This window comes from Streptomyces sp. 7-21 (assembly GCF_016741785.1).
Classification (GTDB): Bacteria; Actinomycetota; Actinomycetes; order Streptomycetales; family Streptomycetaceae; genus Streptomyces.
Genome location: NZ_JAERRL010000015.1, coordinates 52910 through 75034 on the forward strand (window position 1 = coordinate 52910; position 22125 = coordinate 75034).

The window sequence follows — 22125 nt, forward strand, 5'->3', positions numbered from 1 at the left end:
CCGCTGCCGGGCGGTCTGCCGGCCGGGAGGCCGCCGCGGCGGCCTCCCGGAAGCCCCTACCCTGGAACCATGAGCATCTCCCGCGCCCATGTGACCGGGCTGCCGCACTGGGACCGCTGCGCGGTCATGGGCGTGGTCAACGTCACACCGGACTCCTTCTCGGACGGCGGGCGGTGGTTCGACGCGGAGTCCGCGGTCAAGCGCGGGCTCGACCTCGTGGCCCAGGGCGCGGACCTGATAGACGTCGGCGGCGAATCGACCCGGCCGGGCGCGACCCGGGTGGACGAGGCGGAGGAGCTGCGGCGCGTGCTGCCCGTGGTGCGGGAGCTGACCGCCGAGGGCGTCCTCGTCAGCGTCGACACGATGCGCGCCTCCGTCGCCGAGCGCTCCCTGGAGCTGGGCGCCGCGGTGGTCAACGACGTCAGCGGCGGGCGGGCCGACCCGGCCATGGTGCCGATGGTGGCCGACGCCGGGGTGCCGTTCGTCGTCATGCACTGGCGCGGCCCGAGCGCCGACATGAACCGCAAGGCCGTCTACGGCGACGTGGTCGCCGAGGTGCTGGCCGAGCTGCGCGGCGCCATCGAGCAGGCCGTCGAGGGCGGCATCGCCCCTGAGCGGATCATCGCCGACCCGGGGCTGGGCTTCGCCAAGCAGGCGACGCACGACCTGGCCCTGGTCGCCGCCACCGGGCGGCTGGTCAGCGAGCTGGGGCTGCCGCTGCTCGTGGCGGCCTCCCGCAAGCGGTTCCTGGGCCGGGTGCTCGCCGGGCCCGACGGCACCCCGCCGCCCGCGCGCGAGCGCGACGCGGCCACGGCCGCGGTCTCCGCGCTGGCCGCCGACGCCGGCGCCTGGGCCGTGCGCGTGCACGAGGTGCGCGCCAGCGCCGACGCGGTCCGCGTGGTGCGGGCCCTGCGGGACGTCGGGGCCGGCTGATGAGCGGCGGCGCGCGGACGGACGTGGCGGCGGTCGAAGCGGCCAACGCGGCGCTGTACGACGCGCTGGAGCAGGGCGACCTGGACGCCGTGGCCGAGCAGTGGCTCGACGAGGGCGTCAGCGTCGTCCACCCCGGCTGGCCCGTGCTCAGCGGGCGCGACGAGGTGCTGCGCTCCTACGCCCTGATCATGGCGAGCACCGAGTACATCCAGTTCTTCCTCACCGACGTCGAGGTGTCCGTGCAGGGCGACACCGCGCTGGTGACCTGCACGGAAAACATCCTCAGCGGCGGCCCCGCCGAGCCCGACGGCAGCGCCGGGCCGCTGGTCGGCGGCCTCGTCGTCGCCACCAACGTCTTCCGCCGCACCCCGGACGGCTGGAAGATCTGGTCCCACCACGGCTCGCCCGTCCTCGTCGAGCGCGAGGACGAGCCCGGGGGCCCGGGGCCCGCCGAGGAGTCCGGAGACGCTCAGGAATCCGGGGACGGCGCGTAGCCGCCGCCGGTCAGCCACCGCTCCGGGCCGGCGCCGCGGCGGCCCAGCCGGGAACGCTCTGCCTGCGCGCTGACCTCGCCCAGCGCCTCCGCCGCGCCCAGCAGGCGCGCCGTCGCCGTGCCGCCTGCGCCGTGGTCCACATGCACGTCCGCCAGGCCGAGCAGCCGCCCCCACGGGCCCTGCGTCATGCGCACGCTCTGCACCTTGGCGTGCGGCACCAGCACGTGCCGCCGCCGCAGCAGCCCGCGCCGGGCCACGAACACCCCGTCCGTCACCCCGTGCCCGTACCCCCGGTGCCACACCGGCGCGGCCCACCGGGCGCGGCCCGGGACCGGCCGCACCGACGCCAGCGCCTTGATCACGTCCACGTCCGGCAGCACCCGCCCGACCAGCTCCGCCGCCTCGTCCCGGCCGGCGACCGGCAGCAGCGTGCCGCCCTGGTTGCCCGTGCCCGCCACGTCCAGCTCCACCCGGACCCAGCCGCGCCGCCGCCACAGCAGCGGCTCCACGATCCGCACCGCCTGCACCCGGCCCGGCGGCACCGTGGCGTGGTCCCGCTGGAGCAGCCCGTGGTCCAGCCGCAGCCCGTCCGGGGACTCGCTGACCGTCCAGCCGTACTGGGTCAGGAACGTGCCCAGGCTGCCCTGCCACAGCGCGACCAGCAGCGGCACGGCGACACCCAGCATCAGGAAGACGTTGCCCGACAGCCACCACACCACCGGCACCACCGCCGCCACCGCGAGCAGCGCCCCCCAGCCGGTGGCCAGCAGCGCCATGGCCACCGCCAGCGTGCGCGAGTCCGCCCGGTACAGCGCGCGCGACGGGGCCTCGCCCGCCTGCGGCGCCGCCTCCGGCGCGATGCCCGCCGCCCGGGCCAGCAGCTCCGCGCGCAGGTCCCGCGCCTCGCCCTCGCCGAGGAACGCCAGCTCATCCGGGGTGCCGGGGCCGCCCGCGCCGACCACCGTCATCTTCAGCTTGGCCACGCCCAGGGCCCGCGCCAGCAGCGGCCGCGTCACGTCGACGGACTGGATGCGGTCCAGCCGCAGGTGGGCCGTGCGGCGGAAGACCAGGCCCGTGGTGATGCGCAGCTCGGTGTCGGTGACCTGGTAGCGGGTGACGCGCCACGACAGGTAGCCGTACAGGGCGGCGCCCGCCAGCAGCACGATGACCAGCAGCGTCAGCCAGCCCAGGCCCAGGGCGGCGAGCCAGTCGTCGAGCCGCTCGGCGTTGTTCAGCGCGATCGCGAACAGGCCCGCCAGCGGCGCCCACGCCCGCCGCCACGGCGTGACCGGATGCAGCCGCTTGCCGTCGCCGCCGCTGCCGGAGTCACGCCCAAAGTCGCGCACGGTGCCGCCCACCGCCGCTCACAGCCCCGCCGAGCGGGCCTCGCCCAGGGCGGTGAGGCGGTCGCGCAGCCGCTCCGCCTCATCGGGCGCCAGACCGGGAATGGCCGCGTCCGTGGCCGCGGCGGCCGTGTGCAGCTGCACCCGCGCCAGCCCGAAGCGCCGCTCCAGCGGCCCGGACAGCACCTCGACCAGCTGCATCCGCCCGTACGGCACGACGGTCAGCTGCCGCCACAGCACCCCCCGGTCGATCAGCAGGTCGTCGTCGCGCTCCAGGTACCGCCAGGAACGCCAGTTCCGCCCCAGCGCCCGCCACCCCCAGGCACCGCCCGCCAGCACCGGCAGCGCGAGCAGCGCCCACGCCGGCCCCAGCAGCAGCCAGGGCACCACGGCGGCGGCCGCGGCCAGCGGCACCACCGCCGCCGCCAGCAGCCGCCGGCGCATCGTCAGCAGCGCGGGCTCAAGACCCCGCCAGCCGTCAGCGGCCGTCATGCCGCGCCCCGTCGCTGCGCCGCCCGCGCGTGCTCCCCGTGCATGCGGTGAAGCTTAGAACGGGTCCGCCGCCGCGGTGAGGTGACAGACTGGGCGCATGGCGGAGACCACGGCGCACACGACGACGGTCATCGGGGTCGGCGGGGCGGCCCAGACCACCGACATGGTGCTCAACATCGGTCCCCAGCACCCCTCCACGCACGGCGTGCTGCGGCTGCGGCTCGTCCTGGACGGGGAGCGGATCACCAGCGCCGAGCCGGTCATCGGGTACATGCACCGGGGCGCCGAGAAGCTGTTCGAGGCGCGCGACTACCGGCAGATCATCGTGCTGGCGAACCGTCACGACTGGCTGTCGGCGTTCTCCAACGAACTGGGCGTCGTGCTGGCCGTGGAACGCATGCTCGGCATGGAGGTGCCCGAGCGGGCGGTGTGGATCCGCACGCTGCTCGCCGAGCTGAACCGCGTGCTCAACCACCTGATGTTCCTCGGCTCCTACCCCCTGGAGCTGGGCGGCCTGACCCCGATCTTCTATGCCTTCACCGAGCGGGAGTGCCTCCAGCAGGTGATGGAGGAGGTCTCGGGCGGGCGCATGCACTACATGTTCAACCGCGTCGGCGGGCTGAAGGACGAGCTGCCCGCCGGGTGGACCGGCCGGGCGCGGCAGGCGGTCGCGGCGGTGCGGGGGCGGATGGGCCAGTTCGAGGACCTGGTGCTGGGCAACGAGGTCTTCCGCGCGCGCACCCGCGGCATCGGCGTGCTCAGCCCTCAGGACGTCCACGCCTTCGGCGTCTCGGGCCCGATCGCGCGGGCCAGCGGCGTCGACTTCGACCTGCGGCGCGACGAGCCGTACCTGGCGTACGGGCAGCTGGGGGACGTGCTGCGGGTGGTCACGCGGGAGGCGGGCGACTGCCTGGCCCGCTTCGAGGTGCTGCTGGAGCAGGTCACGGTCTCGCTTGACCTGGCCGACGCCTGCCTGGACCGGCTGGCCGAGCTGCCGCCGGGGCCGGTCAACCAGCGGCTGCCGAAGGTGCTCAAGGCGCCGGAGGGCGCCACGTACGCGTGGACGGAGAACCCGCTGGGCATCAACGGGTACTACCTGGTCTCCAAGGGGGAGAAGACGCCGCACCGGCTGAAGCTGCGCTCGGCGTCGTTCAACAACATCCAGGCGCTGAGCCGGGTGCTGCCCGGGACGCTGGTGAGCGACATGGTGGCCATCCTCGGCTCGTTCTTCTTCGTCGTCGGCGACATCGACAAGTAGCCGGAGGTCACCACGGCGGGGCCATGCCCACGCCGTGCGCCACCCAGAAGAACCCGCCCAGGCCGCCGGCTGACCTCAGCTCGGCGGCCTCCCCGGCCCGCGCCAGCGCCCGCACGTACCCCGCCGGATCGCGCCGCGCCCGCGCCGCGTCCGGCCGCCGCCCCGACACCCCGAGCCGTCCCAGCGCCTCCCGCTGCCGCAGCACCGTGCCGCCCGGCAGCCGCGCCGCGCACGCGTCCACGGCCACGTGCGCCGTCAGGTCCGCAGAGCCGTCCGGCACCGGCGGCACCTGCCGCCCGTCGCGGTAGCCGGTGAGCGTGCCGAACGGCGGCCGGTCCTCGCGCGTGTGCCCGTAGTCCACGGCCACGGCCAGCCCGCGCGCCAGGCAGGACACCGCCCGGGCCCACGCCTCGTCGCGCGGCAGCCCGATCTCCGCCCGCCACCCCGGCTCGTCCGGCGGCAGCGGCCACCAGCGGCGCAGCCACGCGGCGTCGGCCCCGGCCACCGGCTCCCCCGGCCGCTCCCGCCCGGCGGCGTCCACCAGCACGTACCGCGCCCGGCCGTCGTCGCCCATCTCGGCCACGTCCACCGGCACGTTGTCCAGCCACTCGTTGGCGAACAGCAGCCCGGTCACCCCGCGCGGCGGCTCGGCCCGCCACTCCACCCGGGCATCCAGCCCCGCCGGGCGCGCGGCGCGTTCCACCGCCACCGCGTGCACGCGCGCCGCCGTCCGCTCCGGCAGCGCGGCCAGCACCCCGGCCGCCAGCTCGCCGCCGCCCGCCCCCATGTCCACGAACGCCAGCCGTCCGGGCCGTCCCAGCGCCTCGTCGACGCGCACCAGCAGCCGCGCCACGGCCTGCGCGAACAGCGGCGAGGCATGCACCGACGTGCGGAAGTGCGCCGACGGCGGCTGCCGCAGATAAAAGCCGTCCGGCCCGTACAGGGCGCGCTCGGCCGCCGCGCGCCAGCCCGTCTCACCCGGTCTGATCACAGCGGCCACCGTAAGGCGTCCGTCCACCTTGAGGAGTAGATGAACGCTGAACGTATCGGTCGCCGGGCTGACTCCCCTGCCGCACCCGGTGCCTACCGTGGGTGACGTGAACCGGCTGTACGACGTCCTGCGCCGCCACCCGACGACGGTGGACGGCTTCTGGGCGTGCGTGCTGCTGGTCACGTCGCTCGCGATGATCGGCTCCACCGCCGCCGACAGCCCCGGCAGCCCGTACTTCCCCTCCCGCTGGCTCGCCGTCGTGGCCGCCGTGGCGCTGAGCGCCGTCGTGCTGCTGCGCCGGCGCGCGCCCAACCGTGCGCTGGGCCTCGCGTTCGGCACCGGCGTCTTCCAGGTCGCCGCCGACGTGCCGCCGATGCCGGGCAACTTCGCGTTCCTCGTCATCATCTACACGGTCGCCACGCTGCCGCCCCGCCTGCCGTCCCGGCTCGCCCTGGCGGGCGGCCTGGCATCGCCCGTCATCTGCGAGCTGCGCTGGCCTACCGAGGTGCTGGACGGCGACGGCTCCCGCACCAGCGTCGCCGTGGGAAACGTGCTTTTCCTCACCGTCGCCAGCTGCCTGGCCTGGGTGCTCGGCGACTCGCTGCGCACCCGCCGCGCCTACTACGCGGAGCTGGAGGAGCGCGCCACCCGGCTGGAGCGGGAGCGCGCGACCCAGGCGCGCATGGCCGTCGCGGCCGAGCGGGCGCGCATCGCCCGCGAGCTGCACGACGTGGTGGCGCACAACGTCTCGGCGATGATCGTGCAGGCCGACGGCGCGGCGTACGTGCTGGAGAGCGAGCCGGAGCAGGCCAAGAGCGCCCTGCGCACCATCTCGGACACCGGCCGCCAGGCGCTCACCGAGATGCGCAGGCTGCTGGGCGTGCTGCGCGGCGAGGACGGTGAGGCCACCAGCCAGGACTACGTGCCGCAGCCGGGCGTCGAACAGCTCGCCGAGCTGATAGACCAGGTCAGGGACACCGGCCTGCCGGTCACCTTCCGCATCGAGGGCAGGCCCCGGCCGCTGCCCACAGGCGTGGAGCTGACGGCCTACCGCATCGTGCAGGAGGCCCTGACCAACACCCGCAAGCACGGCGGCCCGCACGCCGGGGCCACGGTGCGGCTGGAGTACACGCCCGACGCGCTGACCGTGCTCGCCGAGGACGACGGCCAGGGCTCGCCGCTGGGGCGGCACGAGGAGCGCGGCGCCGACGGCAGGGGCCACGGCCTGATCGGCATGCGGGAGCGCGTCGGCATGGTCGGCGGCGTCCTGGTAGCGGGCCCGCGGCCTGGCGGCGGCTTCCGCATCAGCGCCACACTGCCCCTGGACGGCGGCGACTGACCGGCCACCGCCGCACCACAGGACCGATCACACGAAAGACGAGGGAGTCACGCCGTGCCGACCGAACCGATCCGCGTCATGCTCGTGGACGATCAGGTCCTGCTGCGCACCGGATTCCGCATGGTGCTCGCGGCCCAGCCCGACATGGAGGTCACCGCCGAGGCGGGCGACGGCATCGAGGCGCTGGAGATCCTGCGGTCCACCGCGGTGGACGTCGTGCTGATGGACGTGCGGATGCCGCGCCTGGACGGCGTCGAGACCACCCGCCGCGTCTGCCAGGGCGGCGAGGGCGGGCCCGGCTCGCCGAAGGTGCTCATCCTGACGACCTTCGACCTGGACGAGTACGCCTTCTCCGGCCTGAAGTCCGGCGCCTCCGGCTTCATGCTCAAGGACGCCCCGCCGGAGGAGCTGCTCGGCGCGATCCGCGCCGTCCACAGCGGCGACGCCGTCGTGGCCCCCTCCACCACGCGCCGCCTGCTCGACCGGTTCGCCTCCCTGCTGCCGAGCGCCGAGCCGCCGACGCACCCGGAGCTCGACCAGCTCACCGACCGCGAGCGCGAGGTGCTGGTCCTCATCGCCCAGGGCCTGTCCAACGGCGAGATCGCCGCCCGCCTCTTCGTCTCCGAGGCCACGGTCAAGACGCACGTCGGCCGCATCCTCGCCAAGCTCAACCTCCGCGACCGGGTCCAGGCCGTCGTCCTCGCCTACGAGACCGGCCTCGTCCGCGCCGGGGGGACGTGACCCACGCATCAGACGCCGGCAGTGGCGGCGCCGTAGCATGGGGCACCGACGTCCGGCCGGCGTCCGGAACCCGGCATACGGACCGGAACGCACCGAAGCTCGAAAGAGGCCCCCGCCGTGAACGCCGACGCGAACGCCCCCCGGGCCACCGAGGCGCGGCACCGCCCCGCCCGCCTGAGCGTCGGCGTCGTCGGCGCCGGCCGCGTCGGGCCGGCGCTCGCCGCCGCGCTGCGCCTGGCCGGGCACCGCCCGGTCGCCGTCTCCGGCGTCTCGGAAGCCTCCCGCCGCCGCGCCGCCGCGCTGCTGCCCGGCGTGCCGCTCGTGGAGCCGTCCGAGGTGCTGGCCCGCGCCGACCTGGTGCTGCTGACCGTGCCCGACGACGCCCTGCCCGCCCTGGTCTCCGGCCTGGCCCGCACCGGCGCCGTCCGCCCGGGGCAGCTGCTGGTGCACTGCTCGGGGCGCCACGGCATCGCCGTCCTCGAGCCCGCCCTGCGCGCGGGGGCCCTGCCGCTCGCGCTGCACCCCGTGATGACGTTCACCGGCACCTCCGTGGACGTGCAGCGCCTGGCCGGCTGCGTCTTCGGCGTCACCGCCCCCGCCGAACTGCGGCTCGCCGCCGAAGCGCTCGTCATCGAGATGGGCGGCGAACCCGAGTGGATCGAGGAACGCGACCGCCCGCTCTACCACGCCGCGCTCGCCCTCGGCGCCAACCACCTGGTGACCCTCGTCGCCCAGGCCATGGAGCTGCTGCGCACCGCGGGAGTGGCCGCGCCCGACCGCATGCTCGGGCCGCTGCTCGGCGCCGCGCTGGACAACGCCCTCCGCTCCGGGGACGCCGCCCTGACCGGGCCCGTCGCCCGCGGCGACGCCGAGACCGTCGCCTCCCACCTCGCCGAGCTGCGCGCCCACGCCCCGCACGCGCTGCCCGGCTACCTGGCGATGGCCCGCACCACCGCAGACCGGGCGCTCGACCACGGCCTGCTCAAGCCCGAACTCGCCGAGAAACTCCTCGGCGTGCTCGGCGAGACCACGCGGGGCGGAGAGGGACAGCAGGGACAGGGATGACGAACACCGCACCAGGCGGCGCGCCCGGCATAACCGTGGCCCGCCGCGCGGACGAGCTGCCGCCGCGGCCCGCAGACCCGGCCGCCCGGCGCGCCGTCGTGATGACCATGGGAGCGCTGCACGAGGGCCACGCCGCGAACATCCGCGCCGCCCGCGCCCGCGTCGGCCCCGGCGGGCAGGTCCTCGTCACCGTCTACGTCAACCCGCTCCAGTTCGGCGAGGGTGAGGACTTCGACCGCTACCCCAGGACCCTGGACGCCGACGTCGTCGTCGCCGCCGAGGCGGGCGCCGACGTGGTGTTCGCCCCCGCCGACAGCGAGGTCTACCCGGCCGGGCAGCCCCTGGTGCGGGTCAGCGCCGGACCGCTCGGCGAGGTGCTGGAGGGCGCCTCGCGGCCGGGCCACTTCGACGGCGTGCTGACGGTCGTCGCCAAGCTGCTCCACCTCACCCAGCCCGACCTGGCGTTCTTCGGGGAGAAGGACGCGCAGCAGCTGGCGCTGGTCCGCCGCATGGCCGCGGATCTCAGCTTCCCGGTGGAGATCGTGGGCGTGCCCACCGTCCGCGAGCCCAGCGGGCTGGCGCTGTCCAGCCGCAACCAGTACCTCACCGAAGCCGACCGGGCCACCGCCCTGGCGCTGTCCCGCGCGCTCTTCGCCGCGCAGGCCGCGCCGCCGCGCGCCAGCGCCGCCCGCCAGGCCGCGCGCGCCGTGCTGGACGAGGCCGCCACCGCCGAGCCGCCGCTGCGCCTGGACTACCTCGCGCTGGTGAACCCGGCCGACTTCCGCGAGGTGGACGACACCTACCACGGCGAGGCGCTGCTGGCCGTCGCCGCCCGCGTCGGCGCCCCCGGCCAGGAGACGCGCCTCATCGACAACGTCCGCCTCACGCTGGGAGCCCCGGCATGACCGCCGGACGCCCCCTGGCGCCCCCGCCCGGCTGGGCCGTCACCGCCGACGTGGCCGTCGTCGGCTCCGGCGTCGCCGGGCTGACCGCCGCCCTCAACTGCGCCGCCGCCGGCCTGCGGACCGTGATCGTCACCAAGGCCCGCCTGGACGACGGCTCCACCCGCTGGGCCCAGGGCGGCGTGGCCGCCGCCCTCGGCGAGGGCGACACCCCGGCCGACCACCTCGCCGACACCCTGACCGCCGGGGCCGGGCTGTGCGACGAGCGCGCCGTCGAAACCCTCGTCACCGAGGGTCCGGCCGCCGTGCGGCGCCTCATCGGGCTCGGCGCCCGCTTCGACACCGGCCCCGGCGGCGGGCTCGCCCTCACCCGCGAGGGCGGCCACCACCGCCGCCGCATCGCCCACGCGGGCGGCGACGCCACCGGCGCGGAGATCTCCCGCGCGCTGCTCGCCGCCGTGCGCGAGGCCGGGATCGAGACCATCCAGAACGCGCTGGCCCTCGACCTCCTCACGGACGCCCGGGGCCGCGCGGCGGGCGTCACGCTCCACGTCATGGGGGAGGGGCGCCACGACGGCACCGGCGCCGTGCACGCCCCCGCCGTTGTCCTCGCCACCGGCGGCATGGGCCAGATCTACTCGGCCACCACCAACCCCGCCGTCTCCACCGGCGACGGCGTGGCCCTCGCGCTGCGCGCCGGGGCGGAGGTCTCCGACCTGGAGTTCGTGCAGTTCCACCCCACCGTGCTGTACCTGGGGCCCGAGGCCGAGGGCCAGCAGCCGCTCATCTCCGAGGCGGTCCGCGGCGAGGGTGCCCATCTCGTCGACGACACCGGCGCCCGCTTCATGACCGGCGTCCACGAGCTCGCCGAGCTGGCCCCGCGCGACGTCGTCGCCAAGGCCATCACCCGCCGCATGCGGGAGCGCGGCACCCGCCACGTCTACCTCGACGGCCGCCACTTCGGCGCGGAGATGTGGCGCCGCCGCTTCCCCACGATCCTCGCCGCCTGCCGCGCCCACGGCATCGACCCCGTCACCGAGCGCATCCCGGTCGCCCCCGCCGCCCACTACGCCTCCGGCGGAGTCCGCACCGACCTGTACGGCCGCACCACCGTCCCCGGCCTGTACGCCTGCGGCGAGACCGCGTGCACCGGCGTGCACGGCGCCAACCGCCTGGCCTCCAACTCGCTGCTGGAAGGCCTGGTCTTCGCCGAGCGCATCGCCGAGCGGATCGCCGCCGCCTGCCCCGGCCCGCCGTCCGCGCCCGGACACCCCGGCGAGCCGCCCATGCCGCCCCCCGGCGAGCCGGCCCTGCTGCCCGACGGCGCACGCGCCGCCCTCCAGCGGATCATGACCGACGGCGCCGGCGTGCTGCGCTCAGACGCCAGTCTCGCCCGCGCCCAGGCCTCGCTCGACGCCCTGGCCGCGCCGGCCGGCGGGCCCGGCGGCGATCCCAAGCCCGCCGAGCCGGGCGCGGATGCCTGGGAGACGGCTAATCTGCACCTTGTCGCCCGGGTGCTGGCCGTCGCCGCCCGGCACCGGGCAGAGACGCGCGGTTGCCACTGGCGCGAGGACCACCCGGACAGCGACGACCGCGCGTGGCGGCGCCACCTCGTCATCCGACTGCGCCCGGGGACCGGCGGCGCCGCGTTCGACGTCCGCACGACCGACACGACCGCGTTCCCGCCTACCGGGGCGGCCGTCCCCAAGGAGAGCACGTGACCAGCCCCCCACCCTCCCGCCCGACGACCGTGGACCTCACGCTGCTGCCCATCGGCACCCGGCCCGAGGACCTGCCGGACGCCGGGGACGCCGGGGCGTGCGGCGCGGGCTGCGGCTGCGGCCACGGCGACCCGGCCGGCCTGGACATCGACCCGCTGGAGTGCGGCCTCGACCCCGACCTGGCCGCCCTGCTGGCCGCCGGCGGCCTCGACCCGGCCCAGGTCGAGGACGTGGCCCACCTGGCGCTGACCGAGGACCTGGACAACGGCACGGACGTCACCACCGTCGCCACCGTCCCCGAAGACGCCATGGCCACGGCCGACTTCACCGCCCGCCAGGCCGGCACCGTCGCCGGGATCCACGTGGCCGAGGCGGTGCTGTCCGTCGTCTGCACCGACGAGTTCGAGGTCGAACGCCACGTCGCCGACGGCGACCGCGTCGCCCCGGGCCAGGTGCTGCTGACCGTCACCGCCCGCACCCGCGATCTGCTCACCGGCGAGCGCAGCGCCCTGAACCTGCTGTGCCGCCTGTCGGGCATCGCCACCGCCACCCGCGCCTGGGCCGACGCCCTCGCCGGCACCAGCACCCGGGTGCGCGACACCCGCAAGACCACGCCGGGCCTGCGGGCCCTGGAGAAGTTCGCCGTCCGCTGCGGCGGCGGCGTCAACCACCGGATGTCGCTGTCGGACGCGGCGCTGATCAAGGACAACCACGTCATCGCCGCCGGCGGCGTCGCCGAGGCGTTCCGCAGGGTGCGCGAGGAGTTCCCCGGCGTGCCGGTCGAGGTCGAGGTGGACCGCCTCGACCAGATCGAGCCGGTGCTCGCCGAGGGGGCCGACCTGATCCTGCTGGACAACTTCACGCCCGAGGAGACCGCCGAGGCCGTCCGCCTCGTCGCGGGCCGCGCCGAACTGGAGGCGTCCGGCGGGCTGAGCCTGGAGAACGCCGCTGCCTACGCCGCGGCGGGCGTCGACTACCTGGCCGTCGGCGCGCTCACCCACTCGGCACCGATCCTCGACATCGGCCTCGACCTGCGCCCCGAGCCAGGGCCGGGGAAGGACGGTGACTGAGCGATGCTGCTGACCATCGACGTCGGCAACACCCACACCGTCCTCGGCCTGTTCGACGGCGACGACATCGTGGAGCACTGGCGCGTCTCCACCGAGGCCCGCCGCACCGCCGACGAGCTGGCCGTGCTGCTGCACGGCCTGATGGGCATGCACCCGCTGCTCGGCGAGGAGCTCGGCGACGGCATCGACGGCATCGCGATCTGCTCCACCGTGCCGTCGGTGCTGCACGAGCTGCGCGAGGTGACCCGCCGCTACTACGGCGACATCCCGTCGGTGCTGGTCGAGCCGGGCGTCAAGACCGGCGTGCCCATCCTCATCGACAACCCGAAGGAGCTGGGCGCCGACCGGCTGATCAACGCGGTCGCCGCCGTAGAGCTGTACGGCGGGCCGTGCATCGTCGTCGACTTCGGCACGGCCACCACCTACGACGCCGTCTCGGCGCGCGGTGAGTACGCGGGCGGCGCCATCGCGCCCGGCATCGAGATCTCGGTGGAGGCACTCGGCCTGCGCGGTGCCCAGCTCCGCAAGGTCGAGCTGGCCCGGCCGCGCCGCGTCATCGGCAAGAACACCGTGGAGTCGATGCAGTCCGGCATCCTGTACGGCTTCGCCGGGCAGGTGGACGGCGTCGTGGAGCGCATGTCCCGCGAACTGGCCGACGACCCGGACGACGTGACGGTCATCGCCACCGGCGGGCTGGCGCCCATGGTGCTGCGTGAGGCCACCGTGATCGACGAGCACGAGCCGTGGCTGACCCTGATCGGTCTGCGCCTGGTGTACGAACGCAACGTCGGCCGCTCCTGACGCACGCCACGCCGCGCCAATCCGGGCGGTTGGGTCCGCGCCCGGATTAATGTCGGTTTATGGCAGCTTCTCACGGGTCTCACGGGTCTCACGGGTCTCAGGGGTCTCAGGGGTCTCAGGGGTCTCAGGGTTCCTCCGCTCCCGGCGGCGGCACGGGCGGCAGCGGCGGCCGGCCACGGCGTCCGGTGCCCACGCCGGCGGAGGTCTTCCCGCCGCACCGCAAGCGCCCGCCGGCCAGGCCGCCACGTGCCCCGGAGGGCGAGTCCGGCGAGGGGGAGCGGGAGTCCGCCCCGGCGTCGCGGCCGGGCCGCACGGACAAGCCTTCAGGCAGTCCTCCGGACGCTTCCGGGGACGGCCCCGCGGACGGCGAAGGCGGGAGCGGGGGCGCCTCGGCCGAGCCGGGTCGCTAGGCTGGGGGAGGCTCCTCACCTGAGCACGCCCAAGGAGGCCGAGCACAGTGGACTACCTCGCCGCACTCTTCCCGCCCGCGGTGATGGCCGTGGCCTTCACCTGGCTCATCGTGACGATCGTCAGGTCGCAGGGCGGTCAGAACAAGTACAAGGAAGACGCCGCCGTCGACGCGGCGCTCGCGGCCCAGTCGCGCGCCGCCGAGCAAGGGCGGACGGAGGACTCCGCCGCGAGCTGAGCCGGGCTCTCCCCCGGGCGGGCGCCACGCGCCCGTCCGTGTCCGTTTTGTGGGTGCTTGTCGCGGCGCGGCTATTCTTCACTCGTGCCTCGTCCATTGGGAGAGCTGGAAGACGCGGTGATGACCCGTGTATGGGAGTGGAACCGCCCCGTCACGGTGAGAGAAGTCCTCGAGGATCTCCGGCGTGAGCGTTCGATCGCCTATACGACGGTGATGACGGTCCTGGACAACCTGCACCAGAAGGGCTGGGTGCGCCGGGAGCAGGACGGACGCGCCTATCGTTATGCCGCCGTCTCCACACGAGCCGCGTACTCGGCGGCATTGATGAATGACGCATGGGCGGAGAGTGACAACCCCGCGGCCGCGCTGGTGGCATTCTTCGGGATGATGTCACCGGAGCAGACCGAGGCATTGCGCGACGCCCTGCGTGTCGTGGATGTACCGGGTGTACGGGTGACCCCGGCCGAAGGCTCCCAGGGCGCACCCGAAGAGGAAGACGAAGACTCGCAGCGATAGCCTCCGCTTGTGCCAGAAAGCTCAGCGGAAGTCACTGTCCGCCGTGCCAGGACTACGGATGTCCCTGCTGTGCGGCGTCTCATCGATGTCTACATCAGGGACGGCATCCTGCTCGACAAGCCGACCGTGACCCTTTACGAGGACATTCAGGAGTTCTGGGTGGCGGAGCGCGATCACGATGGGCAGGTGGTGGCCTGCGGCGCGCTCCACGTCATGTGGGAAGACCTGGCCGAGGTGCGCACCCTGGCGGTTGATCCGCAGGTGAGGGGGCAGGGCATCGGTCACAAGGTGCTCGAGAAGCTGCTCGGTACGGCGCGCTGGCTTGGCGTGCGGCGCATTTTCTGCCTGACCTTCGAAGTCGAGTTCTTCGCGCGCCACGGCTTCACTGAGATCGGTGACACTCCGGTGGATGGCGATGTCTACAGCGAGCTGCTTCGTTCCCCCGATGAGGGAGTGGCTGAGTTCCTGGGCCTTGAGCGCGTGAAGCCCAACACCTTGGGTAACAGCAGGATGCTGCTGCACCTGCGTTAGCGCCGGAGGCATGGTGTTATGTCCGAATCGTCCCCTGGTGTCTTATCGGGTTCGACGTAATCCTGACCCGGGGTTTGTGTTTTCCCGGCAATGGCGGTTTGATTACATCCGCAGGTACACCTATTGGTATTCGGCGACTAGGAAAGAGGAGTAGCCCGGTGGCACAGAAGGTACAGGTCCTTCTCCTCGATGACCTCAGCGGCGGCGAGGCGGATGAGACCGTAACGTTCGCGCTCGACGGCAAGACTTACGAGATCGACCTCAACTCCGAAAACGCGGGCAAGCTCCGCTCTGCCCTGGAGCCCTATGTGAAGGCTGGCCGCCGTGCCGGCACCGGCCGGGGGCGCGGGCGCCGTGCCTCGAGCAGCTCGAGCAGCAGCCACGACACGGCGAAAATCCGTGCGTGGGCCAAGGAAAACGGATACGAGGTCAATGACCGGGGACGCGTCCCGGCCAACATTCGCGAGGCCTACGAGAAGGCTGGCGCCTGACGCGTACCTGCCGGAGGGGATCCGGCGAAGGGCGTGGCGGGACGCCGCGTCACTGTCCGGGGGCCGGCCCTGCGAGGGGCGGCCCCCGAGGTGTGTCCGGGGCCTGCGGCGCGGGCGGGGGCGGTGAGGGTCCGGTGCGGGCCTGTGTGCGGGGCAGGGGGATATGGCGGGGGTTCTGGCGAGGTGCTGGCGATGGTGTGGCCGCGTGCGGGAGCGTGCCCGCTCTGGCGGAACGCTACGCGCCGTGTCATCCGCATGGCGGACGGTAACCGCGTTCGCCTGTAGCGGATGCCGCTGGCGGTTCCGGCATGGAGTGACAGCCTTAAGGGGTAGGGAGTCCCTAATGGAACGAGGGGGCGGTGCCGTGGGGTAACAGTGTCGTCCGGGTGCGTTCGCCGACGGCGTAGCCATCTGGGGTGCCACTGCTTGGCCTGCGGGAACATCGTCTCGCACCATCGGGTTGGAACTGTTGTCGCCTGTTCGGGGCACGGGGCCGGGGACAGGAGTAGACAGTTGGAATGAGCGGTCCCCCGTTGCGGGACTAAGCTGCGGAAGGACAGGGAGGGGACCGACCCCTTTACTGCCTGACCGCTCTGAGGAGCGATAACGATGTTCGAGAGGTTCACCGACCGCGCGCGGCGGGTTGTCGTCCTGGCCCAGGAAGAGGCCCGGATGCTCAACCACAACTACATCGGTACCGAGCACATCCTCCTGGGCCTGATCCACGAGGGTGAGGGTGTCGCCGCTAAGGCCCTGGAGAGCCTCGGGATCTCGCTTGAGGCGGTCCGCCAGCAGGTGGAGGAGATCATCGGCCAGGGCCAGCAGGCTCCGTCCGGGCACATCCCGTTCACCCCGCGAGCCAAGAAGGTCCTGGAGCTTTCGCTCCGGGAGGCGCTCCAGCTCGGCCACAACTACATCGGTACGGAGCACATCCTGCTCGGCCTGATCCGCGAGGGCGAGGGCGTCGCCGCCCAGGTCCTGGTCAAGCTGGGCGCCGACCTGAACCGGGTGCGGCAGCAGGTGATCCAGCTGCTCTCCGGCTACTCGGGCGGTAAGGAGGCCGCGACCGCCGGTGCCCCCGCCGAGGGCACGCCGTCCACCTCCCTGGTGCTCGACCAGTTCGGCCGGAATCTCACCCAGGCCGCTCGTGAGTCCAAGCTCGACCCGGTCATCGGGCGCGAGAAGGAGATCGAGCGGGTCATGCAGGTGCTGTCCCGCCGGACCAAGAACAACCCCGTCCTCATCGGCGAGCCCGGCGTCGGCAAGACCGCCGTCGTGGAGGGCCTGGCGCAGGCCATCGTCAAGGGCGAGGTCCCCGAGACCCTGAAGGACAAGCACCTCTACACGCTGGACCTCGGCGCCCTGGTCGCCGGCTCCCGCTACCGGGGTGACTTCGAAGAGCGCCTGAAGAAGGTCCTCAAGGAGATCCGCACCCGCGGCGACATCATCCTGTTCATCGACGAGCTGCACACGCTCGTCGGCGCGGGCGCCGCCGAGGGCGCGATCGACGCAGCGAGCATCCTCAAGCCGATGCTGGCCCGCGGCGAGCTCCAGACCATCGGCGCGACGACGCTGGACGAGTACCGGAAGTACCTGGAGAAGGACGCGGCCCTGGAGCGCCGCTTCCAGCCGATCCAGGTGGCCGAGCCGTCCCTGCCCCACACGATCGAGATCCTCAAGGGCCTGCGCGACCGGTACGAGGCGCACCACCGCGTCTCCATCACGGACGCCGCCCTGGTGGCGGCGGCGCAGCTCGCCGACCGCTACATCTCCGACCGCTACCTGCCGGACAAGGCGATCGACCTCATCGACGAGGCCGGCTCGCGCATGCGCATCCGCCGCATGACCGCGCCGCCGGACCTGCGCGAGTTCGACGACAAGATCGCCGAGGTGCGCAGGGAGAAGGAGTCGGCGATCGACTCCCAGGACTTCGAGAAGGCCGCCTCCCTGCGCGACCGGGAGAAGCAGCTCCTGTCGGCCAAGAGCCAGCGGGAGAAGGAGTGGAAGGCCGGCGACATGGATGTCGTCGCCGAGGTGGACGAGGATCTGATCGCGGAGGTGCTGGCCGCCTCCACGGGCATCCCCGTCTTCAAGCTCACCGAGGAGGAGTCCTCGCGGCTGCTCCGCATGGAGGACGAGCTCCACAAGCGGGTCATCGGCCAGGACGACGCCATCAAGGCGCTGTCGCAGGCCATCCGCCGTACCCGTGCCGGCCTGAAGGACCCGAAGCGTCCGGGTGGCTCGTTCATCTTCGCCGGGCCCTCCGGCGTCGGGAAGACGGAGCTGTCCAAGACGCTGGCGGAGTTCCTCTTCGGCGACGAGGACGCGCTGATCTCCCTGGACATGTCGGAGTTCGGCGAGAAGCACACCGTCTCGCGGCTGTTCGGCTCCCCGCCCGGCTACGTCGGGTACGAGGAGGGCGGCCAGCTGACGGAGAAGGTGCGCCGCAAGCCCTTCTCGGTGGTCCTCTTCGACGAGGTCGAGAAGGCGCACCCGGACATCTTCAACTCGCTGCTCCAGATCCTGGAGGACGGTCGCCTGACCGACTCCCAGGGCCGGGTCGTCGACTTCAAGAACACGGTCATCATCATGACGACCAACCTCGGCACCCGGGACATCTCCAAGGGCTTCAACATGGGCTTCGCCGTCGCCGGTGACGTGAACACCGGGTACGAGCGGATGAAGGCCAAGGTCAACGACGAGCTGAAGCAGCACTTCCGGCCGGAGTTCCTCAACCGCGTCGACGACACGGTGGTCTTCCACCAGCTGACGCAGGACGACATCATCAAGATCGTCGACCTGATGATCAGCCAGGTGGACGACCGGCTCAAGGACCGGGACATGGGCATCGAGCTGAGCCAGGACGCCAAGGAGCTGCTGGCGAAGCGCGGCTACGACCCGGTGCTGGGCGCCCGGCCGCTGCGCCGGACGATCCAGCGGGAGATCGAGGACGTGCTGTCGGAGAAGATCCTCTTCGGCGAGCTGCGGCCCGGTCACATCGTGGTCGTCGACACCGAGGGCGAAGGCCGGGACAAGAAGTTCGTCTTCCGCGGCGAGGAGAAGTCCGCGCTGCCGGACGCCCCGCCGGTCGAGCAGGCCGCCGGCGGCGGGCCCAACCTCTCCAAGGAGAGCTGACGGCCCCGTCGCCGCCGCGACACCCAGGCGCCCCCGCCGTTCCGCACGGGACGACGGGGGCGCTTCGCTGTGTCCGCAGGCAGTGACGGGCGCACGATCCGGGGCGGGCGTACACCCCTATGGGGGGTTCGCCGGTCTGACGGGGCACGGGGGAGCGGAACACCAGACGCAAGGGGCTGACGGCCGCCGCCTTCCCGCCGCGCCTGGCGACCGGCGGCGACGCCCCGCGCGTCACCGGGACGCTCGCGGCGGCGCCCGATCCCGGCGCGGCGCTGGCACGGCTGCTGGCCGCGGCGCCCCGGGCGGCTGCCTGGGCCCTCCCCGGGCCGGGGCGTTCCCTCACCGCCCTGTCGCGACAAGATGCGGGCCCGCGGCGGACGCGGAGGATGGAAGGGAAGCCACCCGAGGGAGGAAGGGGCCGGGACATGCGGCACGCGATGCGGGCGGAGTACCGGAACGAGGACGGCGACGCGGACGAGATCGTGTCCTGGCACATGGTGCGGCGGGGCGACGAGGGACGCGGCATGTGCGGCAGGGAGCTGCGGCCCGACGCCAGGGGGCTCCCCGAGAGCGAGTGGGGCCGCACCGCCGAGCCCTTCTGCCACACCTGCGGCGCGCTGTACCTCCGGGAAGTCGCCTGAAACCCCGCCCTCCCGGGGCAGGGGGGCGGGGCCAGCGGGAGTCAGCGCGCGTCGGCGCGCTGGCGTGCCGCGAGGACGTGGGCGGCCTCGCGGGTGGCCGGGTACAGGCCGCGGTACAGGCCGTACAGCTCCTCGTACACGGCCGAGGCAGCCGGGTCCGGCCGGACCGTATGTGCCACCGGGTTCCAACCGGCGATGTCCCCGGCGGCGGCGCGCCCCGTCCCCACCGCCGCGAAGAAGGCGTCGCCGTACGCCGCCCCGATGGTGTGCCGGGGGACGTCCTGCGCGTGCCCCGTCACGTCCGAGACGATCCGCGTCCACAGCTCCCGGGCGCCGCCGCCGACCGCGACCAGGCGGCGCACGTCGCCCCCGGCCGCGGTCATGGCGGCCAGGTTGTGGCGCACCCCGAACGCAGTCCCCTCCAGCGCCGCCCGGTACAGGTGCCCCCGGCCGTGGCGCAGCGTGAGGCCGAGCACGAGGCCCCGCGCGTCCGGGTCGAACAGCGGCGTCCGCTCGCCCGCGAAGTACGGCAGCATCACCAGGCCCTCGGCCCCGGGCGGCACCGCGGCCGCCTCGGCCACGAGCGTGCCGTACTCCGCCCCCGTCAGGTCGCGCAGCCAGCCGGTCACCGCGCCCGAGGTGGCCATGCCCGCCGCCAGGCAGTACGTGCCGGGGAACGCGCCCCGCGTGCCCCACAGGCGCCGGTCGGCGACCGGTTCGGGGACGACGTTCACCAGGAACATCGTCGTGCCGTACATCAGCATCAGGTCTCCCGGCGCCGTGGCCCCGGCGGCCGTGGCCTCGGCCCAGGCGTCGATCGTGCCCGCCACCACCGGCGTGCCCGCCGGGAGCCCGGTGGCCGCCGCGGCGGCGGGCGTGATCTCCCCGGCCGCCTCGGCGGGCCACAGCAGCCGCGGCCACTGGAGCCCGGGCGCGATCTCCTCGCACCACTCCTCGATCCAGGCGCCCCGCCGCGGGTCGTACAGCGGGGTGCACTGGCTGGCCGAGTGGTGGTCGAGGACGTACGCGCCGGTGAGCCGGTGCACCAGGTAGGAGCTGGCCATGAACCACCGCCGGGTGCGCCCGTACACCTCCGGCTCCTCCTCCCGCAGCCAGGCCAGCTTCGGGCCGATGGCCTGGCTGGTCAGCGGCGAGCCGCAGCGGGCCAGCACCTCCTCGTCGCCGTACCGCTGCCGCTGCGCCGCGATCTGGGCGCCGGCGCGGGTGTCCACGCCGTACAGGATCGCCGGGCGCAGCGGCTCGCCGTGCGCGTCGGCGGGCAGCACGCACGGGCCGATGCCGCTGACGCCCACGGCGGCGATCCGTTCCCCGGCGGGGACGCGCGCCAGCAGCTCGGCCGTCAGCGCGGCGAAGTCGCCCCACCACACCTCGCGGGCGTCATGCTCCGCCCAGCCGGGGCGCGGGGAGGAGGTGGCGTGCTCGCGCGCGGCCTGGGCGTGCAGCGTGCCGTCGGGGCGCACGAGCACGCCCTTGGAGCCCGAGGTGCCGATGTCGATGCCGAGCAGCAGGGTCATGGTGGTTTCCCGGTCCCCTCGTGGTGGTCGGTGGCGCGGCGTCAGGCGGCGGAGCCGAATCCGTCATACCGGATGCCGAGGTAGCGGCACACGGCCCGCAGCTCCGCCACGTAGTCGCCCGGCACGGCGTGGATGTGGTTGGAGCCGAAGCGGCCGAGGAACTCGCCGGCCGGGGCGTCGAGCCGGGCGAAGGCGTGCGGCCACTCGAAGGTGGAGGCGCGCATCAGCCGGTCGTTGGTCGCGTCGTCGTAGGTCTCGGTCGCACCGCGCATCACGTGCATGCGGTACGCGCCGTTCTCGCGGGTGAGGCGGGCGAACGTCATCTCGCCGGGGGCGGCGAGGTGCTGCACGGAGGCGCCGCCGGCCGGGAAGTAGAAGACCTCCGGGTAGAAGTTGACGCGGGAGAGGTTCTCGGCCGGGTCGTCGGAGCGCGCCGCGTACCAGGTGGCGTGCTGGCCGGAGTTGCACAGGTCCCAGATGTCGCGGTCGGCGTGGTAGTGGCGCACGTCGGCGAAGAGCACCGGGTCGCCGGAGAGCAGCTTGAGTATCTGCATGGTCAGCGCGCCGTCCATGTCGGCCTCGGTCGCGGTGACGTGCGTCTCCTTGGGGCCCTCCCAGTCGTAGGGGTCGTTGAGGAACGCCTCGGCCAGGTCCATGGTGCAGAAGTTCGCCGTCAGCTCCGGCTGGCCCTTGATGCCGGAGAAGTCCAGGCGCCACTCCTCGATCAGCTCCCGCATCGCGTAGTAGGTGCGGATCTGCCGCTCCAGCAGCTCGGGGGTGAGGCGGTCGCCGTCGTAGTGGACGCCCGCCGCGTGCTTCTCCAGCCAGTCACGGGCGGCGGCGACGCGTGCGGCGTCGGCGTTCTCGGCGCGGCGGACGATCTCCCACTGGTCGATCTCCTCGACGTCGACGCCGAACTGCTTCATCCACTGGTCGGTGTTGGCCACGGCGGTGTACATGCCCATGGGGCGTCCGCCGATCCGGCCGAAGGTGGCGCCGCGCAGCCCCTGCACGGCGCCGGCCGCCCTGACCTCGGTGAGAATCCGGTCGCGCACGGCGGGGTCGGACAGGTCGCCCCAGGCGCGGGCGTGGACGCGGCCGATCTGGTCCAGGCCGCCGCCGCCGGCGAGCATGCCGACCATGCCCGGGTACTGCGGGTCGATGTTGGCGACCAGCAGCAGCGGGGTGGGCGTGGCCTCGGCGGCCAGCATCGTGAAGTGCGGGAACGTCCACACCGAGTGGTGGAAGACCGTCAGGTCCACGTGCTGGTCGGCGAGCCAGCGCGCCTGGCTGGTGGCCAGGGCGTTGCTGCTGACCTGCTCGGGGGCGACGATCACCTCGTGCCCCGCCTCGCGGAGCATGCCGGCCAGGTCGTCGGCGGCGCGGGCGACGTGCTCGGTCACGTCGCGGTGGACGTAGTCACGGCCGTCGGAGATGGAGAGCAGGCCGATGCGTGCCATGAGGGTGTACCTCCAGGTGC

Annotated in this window: 21 protein-coding genes; 16 read left to right on the forward strand and 5 right to left on the reverse strand. The window is 73.8% G+C overall.

What is annotated here, in order from left to right; genetic code table 11:
• Positions 1 to 69 precede the first annotated feature (69 nt).
• Together folP and JK356_RS18255 are read left to right on the forward strand one after the other, a co-directional pair.
• A complete protein-coding gene (gene folP / locus JK356_RS18250) occupies positions 70 to 933 on the forward strand; it encodes a dihydropteroate synthase (protein WP_201869599.1) in 864 nt (287 codons plus the stop codon).
• Positions 933 to 1427, forward strand: coding sequence for a nuclear transport factor 2 family protein (locus tag JK356_RS18255; RefSeq protein ID WP_201869601.1), 495 nt, complete (start codon positions 933 to 935; stop codon positions 1425 to 1427). The genes folP and JK356_RS18255 overlap by 1 nt, the downstream gene beginning before the upstream one ends.
• On the opposite strand, the gene JK356_RS18260 is transcribed toward JK356_RS18255, so the two are convergent.
• Positions 1403 to 2773: a PH domain-containing protein gene (locus JK356_RS18260; RefSeq protein ID WP_307815711.1), complete on the reverse strand. Its 1371-nt coding sequence runs from the start codon at positions 2771 to 2773 to the stop codon at positions 1403 to 1405. The two genes, JK356_RS18255 and JK356_RS18260, sit on opposite strands and share 25 nt — an antisense overlap.
• 18 nt (positions 2774 to 2791) lie before the next feature.
• A complete protein-coding gene (locus JK356_RS18265) occupies positions 2792 to 3262 on the reverse strand; it encodes a PH domain-containing protein (protein ID WP_201869614.1) in 471 nt (156 codons plus the stop codon).
• Positions 3263 to 3359: 97 nt separating this feature from the next.
• On the opposite strand from JK356_RS18265, the gene JK356_RS18270 reads away from it, so the two are divergent.
• Positions 3360 to 4520, forward strand: a complete 1161-nt coding sequence (locus tag JK356_RS18270; protein WP_201869615.1) for an NADH-quinone oxidoreductase subunit D — start codon at positions 3360 to 3362, stop codon at positions 4518 to 4520.
• Positions 4521 to 4527: 7 nt separating this feature from the next.
• Here JK356_RS18270 and JK356_RS18275 read toward each other — a convergent pair whose 3' ends face one another.
• A complete protein-coding gene (locus JK356_RS18275) occupies positions 4528 to 5511 on the reverse strand; it encodes an SAM-dependent methyltransferase (protein WP_307815712.1) in 984 nt (327 codons plus the stop codon).
• Between the two features lie 106 nt (positions 5512 to 5617).
• Here JK356_RS18275 and JK356_RS18280 point away from each other — a divergent pair, with 106 nt between their 5' ends.
• From JK356_RS18280 to JK356_RS18340, 13 genes are all read left to right on the forward strand, one after another.
• Positions 5618 to 6850, forward strand: a complete 1233-nt coding sequence (locus tag JK356_RS18280; RefSeq protein ID WP_201869628.1) for a sensor histidine kinase — start codon at positions 5618 to 5620, stop codon at positions 6848 to 6850.
• 78 nt (positions 6851 to 6928) lie between these two features.
• Positions 6929 to 7591: a response regulator transcription factor gene (locus JK356_RS18285; protein WP_201869748.1), complete on the forward strand. Its 663-nt coding sequence runs from the start codon at positions 6929 to 6931 to the stop codon at positions 7589 to 7591.
• Between the two features lie 117 nt (positions 7592 to 7708).
• On the forward strand, positions 7709 to 8656 hold the full coding sequence (locus tag JK356_RS18290) for a Rossmann-like and DUF2520 domain-containing protein (protein WP_201869630.1): 948 nt from the start codon (positions 7709 to 7711) through the stop codon (positions 8654 to 8656).
• The gene (gene panC, locus JK356_RS18295) at positions 8653 to 9561 is read left to right on the forward strand and encodes a pantoate--beta-alanine ligase (protein ID WP_201869632.1); all 909 of its coding nucleotides are present in this window, start codon (positions 8653 to 8655) and stop codon (positions 9559 to 9561) included. The genes JK356_RS18290 and panC overlap by 4 nt, the downstream gene beginning before the upstream one ends.
• Positions 9558 to 11279 carry an L-aspartate oxidase gene (locus JK356_RS18300; RefSeq protein ID WP_201869634.1) on the forward strand — a complete coding sequence of 574 codons (1722 nt, stop codon included), beginning with the start codon at positions 9558 to 9560 and terminating at the stop codon, positions 11277 to 11279. Before panC ends, JK356_RS18300 begins: the two co-directional genes overlap by 4 nt.
• Positions 11276 to 12349, forward strand: a complete 1074-nt coding sequence (gene nadC / locus JK356_RS18305) for a carboxylating nicotinate-nucleotide diphosphorylase (protein ID WP_374100673.1) — start codon at positions 11276 to 11278, stop codon at positions 12347 to 12349. Before JK356_RS18300 ends, nadC begins: the two co-directional genes overlap by 4 nt.
• A gap of 3 nt (positions 12350 to 12352) precedes the next feature.
• Positions 12353 to 13150 carry a type III pantothenate kinase gene (locus JK356_RS18310; protein WP_201869636.1) on the forward strand — a complete coding sequence of 266 codons (798 nt, stop codon included), beginning with the start codon at positions 12353 to 12355 and terminating at the stop codon, positions 13148 to 13150.
• 457 nt (positions 13151 to 13607) lie between these two features.
• On the forward strand, positions 13608 to 13796 hold the full coding sequence (locus JK356_RS18315; RefSeq protein WP_201869638.1) for a hypothetical protein: 189 nt from the start codon (positions 13608 to 13610) through the stop codon (positions 13794 to 13796).
• A gap of 84 nt (positions 13797 to 13880) precedes the next feature.
• Positions 13881 to 14312 (forward strand): BlaI/MecI/CopY family transcriptional regulator, encoded by a 432-nt coding sequence (locus JK356_RS18320; RefSeq protein ID WP_201869640.1) that lies wholly within the window; start codon positions 13881 to 13883, stop codon positions 14310 to 14312.
• A gap of 9 nt (positions 14313 to 14321) precedes the next feature.
• The gene (locus JK356_RS18325) at positions 14322 to 14843 is read left to right on the forward strand and encodes an amino-acid N-acetyltransferase (RefSeq protein WP_201869642.1); all 522 of its coding nucleotides are present in this window, start codon (positions 14322 to 14324) and stop codon (positions 14841 to 14843) included.
• Positions 14844 to 15001: 158 nt separating this feature from the next.
• Complete coding sequence (locus JK356_RS18330; protein ID WP_201869644.1) at positions 15002 to 15334, forward strand: Lsr2 family protein; 333 nt, start codon at positions 15002 to 15004, stop codon at positions 15332 to 15334.
• Positions 15335 to 15943: 609 nt separating this feature from the next.
• Entirely contained in the window at positions 15944 to 18469 is a 2526-nt protein-coding gene (locus JK356_RS18335; RefSeq protein ID WP_201869646.1) for an ATP-dependent Clp protease ATP-binding subunit, read from the forward strand.
• Between the two features lie 425 nt (positions 18470 to 18894).
• Positions 18895 to 19110, forward strand: a complete 216-nt coding sequence (locus tag JK356_RS18340) for a hypothetical protein (RefSeq protein WP_201869648.1) — start codon at positions 18895 to 18897, stop codon at positions 19108 to 19110.
• A gap of 41 nt (positions 19111 to 19151) precedes the next feature.
• Here the strand turns inward: JK356_RS18340 and JK356_RS18345 are convergent, their stop codons facing one another.
• Both JK356_RS18345 and JK356_RS18350 read right to left on the reverse strand, forming a co-directional pair.
• Positions 19152 to 20645 (reverse strand): FGGY-family carbohydrate kinase, encoded by a 1494-nt coding sequence (locus JK356_RS18345; protein WP_201869650.1) that lies wholly within the window; start codon positions 20643 to 20645, stop codon positions 19152 to 19154.
• A gap of 41 nt (positions 20646 to 20686) precedes the next feature.
• Positions 20687 to 22105, reverse strand: a complete 1419-nt coding sequence (locus tag JK356_RS18350; protein WP_201869651.1) for an L-fucose/L-arabinose isomerase family protein — start codon at positions 22103 to 22105, stop codon at positions 20687 to 20689.
• Between the last annotated feature and the right edge of the window lie 20 nt (positions 22106 to 22125).